A 10,025-nucleotide genomic window follows, 5' to 3' on the forward strand; every position below is an offset into this window, starting at 1 on the left:
GGCGTTCTGGCGCTCGCGCTTCGTCCGGGCACGATACTCCGTGACCTCGCGGGCGCGGGCCTCGCTCGGCACCACGATCACGCGGTCGCCGGCATCCGGCGTGCCGTTGAAGCCGAGGACCTCCACCGGGACCGACGGTCCCGCGTACTGGATGTTCTCGCCCTGGTCGTCGATGAGCGCGCGGACGCGGCCCCATTCGGCGCCGGCGACGACGATGTCGCCGGTGAACAGGGTGCCGCGCTGCACCAGCACGGTCGCGACGGGGCCGCGGCCGCGATCGAGCTTGGCCTCGATGACCGTGCCCTCGCCGTCGCGCTTCTCGTTGGCGCGCAGGTTCATGATCTCGGCCTGCAGCTGCAGGCCCTCGAGCAGGTCGGGCAGGCCGTCGCCGGTCTTGGCCGAAACCTCGAACTCCAGCGTCTCGCCGCCCATCGACTCGACCTGGATGTCGTGCTGGAGCAGCTCGGTGCGGACCCGCTGCGGGTTCGCCTCGGGCTTGTCGATCTTGTTGATCGCCAGGATCAGCGGAACGCCCGCCGCCTTGGCGTGCTGGATCGCCTCGATCGTCTGGGGCATCACGCCGTCGTCGGCCGCCACCACGAGCACGACGATGTCCGTCACCTTGGCGCCGCGGGCGCGCATGGAGGTGAAGGCCGCGTGGCCGGGGGTGTCGATGAAGGTGATCATGTCGCCCGACGGCGACGCGACCTGGTAGGCGCCGATGTGCTGGGTGATGCCGCCGGCCTCGCCCTCGACCACGTTCTCCTTGCGGATCGCGTCGAGGAGCGACGTCTTGCCGTGGTCGACGTGGCCCATGATCGTGACGACCGGGGGACGGGGATCGAGATCCTCGTCGAGATCCGGCTCGTCGGAGGTCAGGCCCTCTTCCACGTCCGACTCGGCGACGCGGCGCACGGTGTGGCCCATCTCCTCGGCGATGAGCTGCGCCGAATCCGAATCGATCACGTCGGTGATCTTGTGGATCTCGCCCTGCTTCATCAGCAGGCGGATCACGTCGACCGCCCGCTCCGACATGCGGTTGGCGAGCTCCTGGATCGTGATCGTCTCCGGGATCGTCACCTCACGCGACAGCTTCTCCTTCTGCTCGACCTGCCGGCTTCCGCTCATGCGCTGCTGGCGACGGCGGAAGGAGGCGATCGAGCGGGTGCGCTCGTCCTCGCCGGACGTCGCGGTCGCGATGGTCAGGCGGCCGCGGTTGCGGTCGCCGCCGGGCTGCTTGGGCGTCTTCGGCGGCGTGATGATCTTCAGCGGCATGCCGGGACGGCGGATGACGCGCTTGGTCTCGCTCTCGTCCTCGTTCGCCGCCGGGCGGCCGGCCGGACGCGCAGCGGTCCCCGCGGGCCGTGCCGCGGTGGTCGGGCTCGCGCTCTTCTCGGGCTCGGGCGCCGGGGCGGGGCGCGCCATGAAGTTCAGGTTCTGCGGCTTGCGCACGTCCGCGGTGATGGTCTTGCGCGGCTCGGCCGGGGTCGGACGCGCGGTCAGCGGCGGCCGTGCGGCGGCCGGCGCAGGACGCGCAGCCCCGGTGGCGGGACGCGCCGCCTGCGGAGCGGCAGGCGTCGCGGCCGCGGCCGGACGCGGAGCCGGTGCGGGCTTGGCGGCCGCGGGCGCGGCGGCGACCGGAGCGGCCGCGGGCGCGGCGACCTGATCGGAAGCTTGCGCCGGCGCGGCGGCAGGCTCGGGCGCCTTGGCCGGCGCCGCCTCGGCGGCGGCACGTGCCTCGGCGGCGGCGGCAGCGGCTTCGGCGGCGCGCTGCTTCTCCTCCTCCTGGCGACGCGCCTCCTCGGCGCGCTTGGCGGCGGCAGCCTCGCGCTCGCGCTCCTCGGCTGCGGCCTGGGCGCGCTGCGCCTCGGCGGCGGCCTCGGCCTGGCGGCGGGCTTCCTGCTCGCGGCGCTGCGCGTCGGCGAGCGCTGCGGCGCGCGCCGAGCTTTCCTGCTCGCTCAGCGTGCGCAGCACGACGCCAGACGCGGACCGCTGCGCCGGGCGCGGGGCGACCGGCGGCGGAGGCGGGGCGACCCGTGTCGGGGCCGCGATGGGGGCGACGGGCGCCGGCGCCGCGCCGATCACGCGGCGCTTCACCGTCTCGACCACGACCTGCTTGGAGCGGCCGTGGGAGAAGCTCTGGCGCACGGTCCCCTGTTCGATCGGACGCTTCAAGGAAAGCGGCTTCGCAGGAGTCTTGCTCAGAGTCTTGTCGCCCGGATTATTCGTATCGCTCATTCAGCCTGAACCCTGAGGGTTTCCATCGTCGCGTGAACCGGCAACCCGCGGAGCGCCGGCCTGATCCGTCACGGCATCGTCTTGCAGAGGGGGAGCATCCCCGCCGTATCCGGCGGATCCGCGCTCCTCGATCGCCGCGGCGACGCCCTCGAAGGAGCGTAGCCGACGCCAACGCGCCAGGCAGCCGGCGGCCCCGACTCCTGCGACGAGCGCAGCGTGTATCACATGATCCCGACCCAAGGCCATGTCCAATTCGTCTTCGGACAAGTCGTCAACGATCGGTATGCGGGATATGGCATCGCCGTGCCGCCGGTGCAATGCCGCCGCGATCTTACGGCGACCGTCGGGCGCGGCGTCCGACGCATGGATCACGGCAGCGACGCGCGGCTGCGCGCCGATCGCCGCCTCGACCTTGGTGAAGCCGGTCACGATGCAGCCGGCCTTGTTGGCCAGCGCGATCGCCTGCCGCAGGTCGGCCCGCAACCCCTCGGCGATCCGGTCGGGCAGGTCGGCGGAGGCTGTCGCGCCTTGCGTCTTGAACGCCCGGTTGAACGCCCGCTTCCTCACGGCCGTCGCGACGTCCTCGCGGCGCGCGCTGACCCAGGCGCCGCGGCCGGGAAGCCGGGCGCGCAGGTCCGGCACGACGACGCCGTCCGGCCCGAGGACGAAGCGGATCATCGCGTCGGGCGCCTGCGCAGTGCGCGTGACGATGCAGGTGCGCAGCGCGCCCTGTCGGCCACGATTCGGCCCGGCATCGAGGACGACGTCCTCGATGCCCTCGTCAGCCGGCGGCTGAGCGGCCTGAATCATCGCCCGACCTCGCGTCGTCAGTTGGCCTCGGCCTCGGCGGGCTCCGCCGCGTCCTCGGTCGCCTCGGGCTCGGGCAGCGCCTCGATCCAGCCGGCGCGGAGGCGGGCGGCCATGATCATGGCCTCGGCCTCGGCGCGCGAGACCTCGAAGCCGTCGAGGTAGCCGGCGTGGCGCTTGGCCTCCGGCCCGCGGCCCTCGGTGTAGCCGACGAGGTCGTCGGTGGCGCAGCCGGCCAGATCCTCGATCGTCTTCACGTCGTTCTCGCCGAGCGAGACCAGCATCGGCGTGGTCAGGCCGTCGATCTCGCGCAGCTCGTCCTGCACGCCGAGCTCGGTGCGGCGGTCGTCGTGCTCCTGCTCGATCCGGGCGAGGTGATCCTGGGCGCGGGCCTGGATCTCGGCGCCGGTCTCCTCGTCGAGGCCCTGGATCGAGGACAGCTCCTGGATGTCGACGTAGGCGATCTCCTCGACGTTGCGGAAGCCTTCCGCCGCGAGCAGCTGGCCGACGGTCTCGTCGACGTCGAGCGCGCCCATGAACACGGTGGTGCGCTCGGCGAACTCCTTCTGGCGGCGCTCGCTCTCCTCGGCCTCGGTCAGGATGTCGATGTCCCAGCCGGTGAGCTGCGAGGCCAGGCGCACGTTCTGGCCGCGGCGGCCGATGGCGAGCGAGAGCTGGTCGTCGGGCACCACCACCTCGATGCGGTCGGCCTCCTCGTCGAGCACCACCTTGACGACCTCGGCCGGCTGCAGCGCGTTGACGATGAAGGTCGCCTGGTCCTCCGACCACGGGATGATGTCGATCTTCTCGCCCTGGAGCTCGCCGACCACCGCCTGGACGCGCGAGCCGCGCATGCCGACGCAGGCGCCGACCGGATCGATCGAGCCGTCGCGCGAGATCACCGCGATCTTGGCGCGCGAGCCCGGATCGCGGGCGACCGCCTTCACCTCGACGATGCCATCGTAGATCTCCGGCACTTCCTGGCCGAAGAGCTTCGCCATGAACTGCGGATGCGAGCGCGACAGGAAGATCTGCGGCCCGCGCACCTCGCGGCGCACGTCGAACAGGTACGAGCGGATGCGGTCGCCGGGGCGGAAGGTCTCGCGCGGGATCATCTCGTCGCGCCGGACGATGCCCTCGCCGCGGCCGAGGTCGACGATGACGTTGCCGTACTCGACGCGCTTGACGAGGCCGTTCACGATCTCGCCGATGCGGTCCTTGTACTCGTCGAACTGGCGGTCGCGCTCGGCGTCGCGCACCTTCTGGACGATGACCTGCTTGGCCGACTGGGCCGCCACGCGGCCGAAATCGAACGGCGGCAGGGTGTCGGAGATCACGTCGCCGACGAGCGCGCCGGGATTGTAGCGCCGGGCCTGGTCGAGGGTGATCTCGCGGGCGTCGTTCTCGACGAGGTCGACCACGAGGAGGTGGCGGGAGAGCCGCAGCGCCCCGGTCTTGTTGTCGATCTCGGCGTGCACGTCGGTCTCGGCGCCGTAGCGCGAGCGGGCCGCCTTGGCGATCGCCTCCTCCATCGCGTCGATCACGATGGAGCGATCGATCACCTTCTCGCGGGCGACCGCGTCGGCGATCTGCAGGAGTTCGAGCCGGTTGGCGCTGACGACGGCCATCTGTGTCGGTCCTTCTCTTGGGGTGCCGCCCCGGTCGCCGCTTTGCAAGCGGGGCGGGCGGCGATGCTCTAGTGAAGCGAGTCGCGGTCCTTGAGGCGGGCCGCCTTGGTGGTCACGGGCTTCTTGGGCGCGTCCGAAGCGGGCTTCGGCTTGGCCGCCTTGGGCTTGCCGGAAGCCTTCTGCCGCTTCGGGAACGGCGCCGGCGGAAGGGCCGGGGCATCTTCCGCCTCGTCGTCGTCGAGCGCCTCGTCGAGGTCCTGCACTGGGCCTCCGCCGCGCCGCAGCGACTCGCGCACGAGTTCGTCCGTGAGCACCAGATGCGCATCGGCGAGGTCGCGCAGCGGCAGCGAGACCCGGCTCGGCAGGCCTTCCTTGACGTCGGGCAGGTCGACCGGGACGGTGAGCGCCGCCGCGTCCGGCTCGCCGATGATCCCGCGGAAGCGCTTGCGGCCGCCGAGCGGCACGGCGAGCTCGATCTTGGCCTCGTAGCCGGCCCAGCGGGCGAAGTCGGAGACCCGGACCAGCGGACGGTCGATGCCGGGCGAGGAGATCTCGAGATAGTAGGCGATGCCGACCGGGTCATCGAGGTCGAGGATCGGCGAGATCGCGCGGCTCACGGTCTCGCACTCGTCGATGGACATCGAGCCGTCCGGCCGCTCGGCCATGATCTGCACGGTGCAGCCGTTCGCGCTCGACACCTTTACCCGCACGAGGCGGAAGCCGAGCCCCTCGATCGGACCCTCGATCACCTGCGCCACGCGCGCGGCGACGCCGGTCTCGCGGACCAGACGCTTCTCCGTCGGCTCAGCCGACGGCTCGGGCGAGGGGACGGCGGTCGGCTCTGACATGACTGCGCTCAGGATCGGGCTCGCTGATGGGGCGGCGCTCCGGAGGACAGGAGAGGGGCTTGCGGCAATAAAAAAGAGCGGACCCGGTGGGGCCCACTCCCGAACCGCAGCCTCGCGACTGCAACCAGAACTGATGAGGAACGATCTAGCGGGTGAACGCGAAGAATTCAAGCGTTTTCCGGCTGCGCGTCGCCTCGACCCGAAGCAGCCGGACGACCCGGGAATCGCTCGAGGAGCGATCCTGGACCATGGAAGGGCCTCCATGAGGTCGGATCGACGGTCGCTCAGGCCAGCCCCTCCTCGATGGGAAACGGCGTCGGCTCCCACCAGCGCTCGGCCTGGTGGAAGCGCGCCGCCTTGGCCTCCCAGCGGTGAAGGATCGCCGCGATGGCCGCGCGGTCGCCGGTGCGGAGCGGTTCGACGATCTCGAGGATGCGGCGGCGGCAGCGCCGGTAGTCGGTGCAGCGGCCGGCCTTCTCCCATGCCTCGATGGCGCGCTGCGTGCGCGCGCCGCGCTTGGGATAGTCGAGGATCTCGGGCGGCTCGTAATCGCCGTAGGTGTCGCTCTCGTACCACCGCCAGATCTGGCCCAGGAACTCGCGCGCCTCATCCAGCGCGCCCTCCGCGAGCGCGATCGCCATGCGCTGCTGGTCGTAAAGGCCGCGGCTCGGGACGATGTGGCTGCGGTAGAAGTCCAGGTAGGCGTGGTGGTCGAGGGCCATCGGGCGCAGCAGCGGCAGGACCTGCTCCTCGACCGCGCGCGTGAAGATGCGGCCGATTTCGGGATCTGCCCACGCGAAGTCCCCGACCGTGGCCGCCCAGGCGGCAAGCTGGGGAAATTCCGGCCTGCGCTCGTAATCGGGCTGGAGGAAGTAGTCCCGCGTGAAGGGGGCAGGTAGGGGCTCGCGTCGGAACCCCTCGGAAAAACTGCCGACATTCCAATCCCAGTTCGCGCCACTCCAGTACAAGGGCGCGATACTGAACCTGGGCCAAAATACATCGGCAGACCTGCCGCGATAGATGTAGATCTGCGCGATGCAATGGCGGATCGGGCGGATCCAGATCGCATACGGATTCACTTGGACCCAATCCGGATTGTGCTTCAGCACGTCTCGAAAAAGTCGAGCCAACTGCTTCTTGGTGGTCATCGCGACTCCCGCATCTGTATGACGATGATCCGCTGCGTTTTGGGGAACAGCATCTTGGCTCTGGTCGCGTAACGCACCGAATCGGACCAACCGAGGCCGCGAAGCCCCGTCTTGTAGTCGTAGACGCAGGCGACGGTCGGCTGTGGGCTATGAAACTGGTCAAGGCGGCTCGTGCCGGACTGACCATACGAGCCTTCGCCTCCAGTCTTGAGAATCGACAGCTCCGATTTGAAATCGGCGATGTTCTGGGCTTTTGCCCAACGATCCATCAGCACGTGGATCGCGGTGCCGACGGCTTGCGGCGTTCGATACGCGCCACTTTGTCGAACCGCCGTGGCGACCGCGTCGAGCTGGGTCTGGATCTCACCGGTCTTCGGGCAGGCGGCGTCGAGGGATGCCTGGTCGAGCTGACCGACCCAGATCGCCGGCATGTGCTCGAAGTCCTCGGCGCCACGGAACTCGTGCGCCGTGGTGCCGAGGACGGTGCCGTAGCGACCCCGCTGCGCCGAAAGCGTCGCGAAGAGCGTGCCGGCGAGCTCGAGCGTCCGTAGGACCCGAACGGCCGCCAGGGCGAGCGGAACCGCCTGCAGGAAGGCGGGCTGCACCGTCGCGTCCGGCTCGGCGCCGTTCGCCGTGAAGGTGCTGCGCCCCAGGATCTCGCCGGAGACGCCGTCGCGGATCGTCTGCGTCGCGCCGAGGGTCTCGAAGACCCGGCTCTCGCCGTCCGGCGCGGTGACCGCGTGCTGCTCGTCGAAGTCGCGCCGGCCGGCGCGGATGCGGATCGAGAGGATGCGGGTGCCGTCGTCGAGACGGGTCTCCTCACGAATCTGCGTGGGCTCGGCTGCGGGCATCTGTGCCCATTGCGGCTTGATCAGCCGCAGCACGTCCGGATCGACGGCGTTCCCATCCCCACCGCCGCCGGCAATCCATTGCCCACCGTTAGGCTGACCGAAAGGAGCGCGCGGCTGGTCGGACCAATCCTTTCGCCGGAGTGCCTGCTCCAGGCGGAGCAACTTCGTGTCGAGGGAGAGCCCGGCCAGAAGCCCCTTCAGTTGCCGGACCTCTTCACCGATCCTCGGTTGTCTGGCCATGGCATCGATCCGAATCGCCTTCGATGAGGATCATTTACCGGAACAAAGCGGGAATGTACAGTTTATTTTCCTATTTTGAATTCGCTTATGGACTAAGCTCCGGGGCCGGATCGGCGTCGGGGGAGGGAGACACGAAAACCGGCACGGAGCCGACGCGGGTCCGGCTTTCGGGCGGCCATCCCTTGCGTCTCGACCCGGGCCGGGCGCCGGCGCCCGGTGCACCGATCGGGCAGCGCCCGGACGGAACGCTGTGAGATCTGCCTCAGCGCGAGGCCGCCGCGTAGGACACGACCGGCGGGGTCAGTTGCGCGGTCCGTTCGGTCCGCGCCACGGCGACGATCCACACCGTCAGCACGATCGCGACGAGAAGGTCGCGCCGGCGCGAGCGTCGCGGCGTGGCAGGCGAATCCGGCATCGAATCGATCGGCTCCTCGAACGGAAGCGACATCGTGCGACGCGCATGTTTCTGCTTGATGTGGGAAATTCACCCACAGATTGGTATCGCATCCTCGTCACCGCACGGGCAAGGCGAAGACGGTGAGCTGGCCGCCGAGCGCGGTATAATCCGACAGTGCCGCGTACCCGCCGACCGCGCCGGCGCCGTCCGCCGGGTCGGTGAGGCCGGCGGCCAGGCCGATCCCGGCCCAGCCGCCGACACCCGAGAGCACCGCCACGTACTGACGGCCGCCGTGCCGGTAGGTCATCACGTTGCCGACGATGCCCGACGGGGTCTTGAACCGGTAGAGTTCCTTGCCCGTCGCCGCGTCGACGGCCTTCAGGTAGCCCTCGAGCGTGCCGTAGAAGACCACGCCGCCGGCGGTGGCGAGGGCGCCCGACCAGACCGAGAACGGCTCGGGCAGGGACCATGCGATCCGCCCCGCGACGCCGTCCCAGGCGACGAACGCGCCGGTGCGGGACTCGCCCGGCGGCGGCTGCAGCCCGACGGTGGCGCCGACATAGGGCACGCCCGTCGTGTAGGTGACGTGGAACGGCTCGTAGCTCATGCAGATGTGGTTGGTGGGCACGTAGAACAGCCCCGTGCCGGGCGAGAACGCCGCCGGCTGCTGGTTCTTCGCCCCGATCGCGCCGGGGCAGATGCCGGTGGTGGTCTCGTCCTCGCCGGTCCGCTCGGGCGAGTAGCGTTCGGCGACGATCGGCCGGCCGTAGCCGGGGGACGCCCGGTCCATGTCGACCTTGGAGGCCCAGTTGACGACCGGGTCGAACTTCTCGGCGACGAGGAGCTCGCCGGTGGCGCGATTGAGGGTGTAGCCGAAGCCGTTGCGGTCGAAGTGGGTCAGCAGCGGGGTCTCCTTGCCGCCGACCTTCTGATCCGTGAGGATCATCTCGTTGATGCCGTCGTAGTCCCACTCGTCGTGGGGGGTCATCTGGTAGACCCACTTGGCCACGCCCGTGTCGGGGTTACGCGCCCAGATGGTCATCGACCACTTGTTGTCGCCCGGACGCTGCTTGGGGTTCCAGGTCGAGGGGTTGCCCGAGCCGTAGTACATCAGGTCGAGCTTGGGGTCGTAGGAGAACCAGCCCCAGGTGCAGCCGCCGCCGGTCTTCCACTGGTCGCCTTCCCAGGTCTTGGTCGACGAGTCCTTGCCCACCGGCTTGCCGAGGTAGGTGGTCTTCTCCGGGTCGACCAGCATCTGGTCGTCCGGGCCGATCGAGTAGCCGCGCCAGACCTTCTTGCCGGTCTTGGCGTCGTAGGCGGTCACGTGGCACTGCACGCCGAACTCGCCGCCCGAGATGCCGACGATGATCTTGTCCTTCACCGGCAGGACCGTGGCGGTGTTGGTCTCGCCCTTCTTCGGGTCGCCGTTCACCACCGACCAGTTCACCTTGCCGGTCTTGGCGTCGAGCGACACCACCGTGGTGTCGGCCTGGTGCAGGATGATCGCGTTGTCCGAGTAGGCCAGGCCGCGGTTGACCGTGTCGCAGCACATCACCGGGATCACCGACGGGTCCTGCTTGGGCTCGTACTTCCACACGATCTTGGCCTCGTGGTCGAGGTCGAGCGCGTAGACGATGTTCGGGAACGGCGTGTGGACGTACATCATGTTGCCGACGACGAGCGGCGAGCCCTCGTGGCCGCGCAGAACGCCCGTCGAGAAGGTCCAGGCCACCTGGAGGTTCTTGACGTTGCCCGCGTTGATCTGGTCGAGCTTCGAATAGCGCGTGTTGGCGTAGTCGACCGTCTGCAGCACCTGCTCGGCCGGGTTCGCCAAATGCTTCATCAGATCGTCGTTCGCGATCGCCGGG

General features: G+C 69.7%; 8 protein-coding genes. All 8 read right to left on the bottom strand.

Going from position 1 to position 10,025, the window contains the following annotated elements; translation table 11 throughout:
* The coding region (gene infB / locus MKK68_RS21860) for a translation initiation factor IF-2 (RefSeq protein ID WP_244032919.1) at nt 1-2,238 on the bottom strand (2,238 nt) is incomplete at its 3' end.
* The gene (locus MKK68_RS21865; protein ID WP_244032920.1) at nt 2,239-3,048 is read right to left on the bottom strand and encodes an RNA-binding protein; all 810 of its coding nucleotides are present in this window, start codon (nt 3,046-3,048) and stop codon (nt 2,239-2,241) included. It abuts the gene before it with no gap.
* Nucleotides 3,049-3,065: 17 nt separating this feature from the next.
* Nucleotides 3,066-4,673, bottom strand: a complete 1,608-nt coding sequence (gene nusA, locus MKK68_RS21870; protein ID WP_147728245.1) for a transcription termination factor NusA — start codon at nt 4,671-4,673, stop codon at nt 3,066-3,068.
* Between the two features lie 68 nt (nt 4,674-4,741).
* Nucleotides 4,742-5,521, bottom strand: coding sequence for a ribosome maturation factor RimP (gene rimP / locus MKK68_RS21875; RefSeq protein ID WP_244032921.1), 780 nt, complete (start codon nt 5,519-5,521; stop codon nt 4,742-4,744).
* A 284-nt stretch (nt 5,522-5,805) separates the two neighbouring features.
* Nucleotides 5,806-6,669 (bottom strand): hypothetical protein, encoded by an 864-nt coding sequence (locus MKK68_RS21880; RefSeq protein WP_244032922.1) that lies wholly within the window; start codon nt 6,667-6,669, stop codon nt 5,806-5,808.
* Entirely contained in the window at nt 6,666-7,760 is a 1,095-nt protein-coding gene (locus tag MKK68_RS21885) for a hypothetical protein (protein ID WP_244032923.1), read from the bottom strand. The genes MKK68_RS21880 and MKK68_RS21885 overlap by 4 nt, the downstream gene beginning before the upstream one ends.
* Before the next feature lie 262 nt (nt 7,761-8,022).
* Nucleotides 8,023-8,208 carry a hypothetical protein gene (locus tag MKK68_RS21890; protein ID WP_244032924.1) on the bottom strand — a complete coding sequence of 62 codons (186 nt, stop codon included), beginning with the start codon at nt 8,206-8,208 and terminating at the stop codon, nt 8,023-8,025.
* A 64-nt stretch (nt 8,209-8,272) separates the two neighbouring features.
* The coding region (locus MKK68_RS21895) for a methanol/ethanol family PQQ-dependent dehydrogenase (protein ID WP_244032925.1) at nt 8,273-10,025 on the bottom strand (1,753 nt) is incomplete at its 5' end.

The organism is Methylobacterium sp. E-016 (assembly GCF_022829745.1).
GTDB lineage: Bacteria > Pseudomonadota > Alphaproteobacteria > Rhizobiales > Beijerinckiaceae > Methylobacterium.

Excerpts from the sequence above, each read along its gene's own strand:
- MKK68_RS21865 (WP_244032920.1), bottom strand. The coding sequence starts at position 3,048 with ATGATTCAGGCCGCTCAGCCGCCGGCTGACGAGGGCATCGAGGACGTC.
- nusA (WP_147728245.1), bottom strand. The coding sequence starts at position 4,673 with ATGGCCGTCGTCAGCGCCAACCGGCTCGAACTCCTGCAGATCGCCGAC.
- rimP (WP_244032921.1), bottom strand. The coding sequence starts at position 5,521 with ATGTCAGAGCCGACCGCCGTCCCCTCGCCCGAGCCGTCGGCTGAGCCG.
- MKK68_RS21880 (WP_244032922.1), bottom strand. The coding sequence starts at position 6,669 with ATGACCACCAAGAAGCAGTTGGCTCGACTTTTTCGAGACGTGCTGAAG.
- MKK68_RS21885 (WP_244032923.1), bottom strand. The coding sequence starts at position 7,760 with ATGGCCAGACAACCGAGGATCGGTGAAGAGGTCCGGCAACTGAAGGGG.
- MKK68_RS21890 (WP_244032924.1), bottom strand. The coding sequence starts at position 8,208 with ATGTCGCTTCCGTTCGAGGAGCCGATCGATTCGATGCCGGATTCGCCT.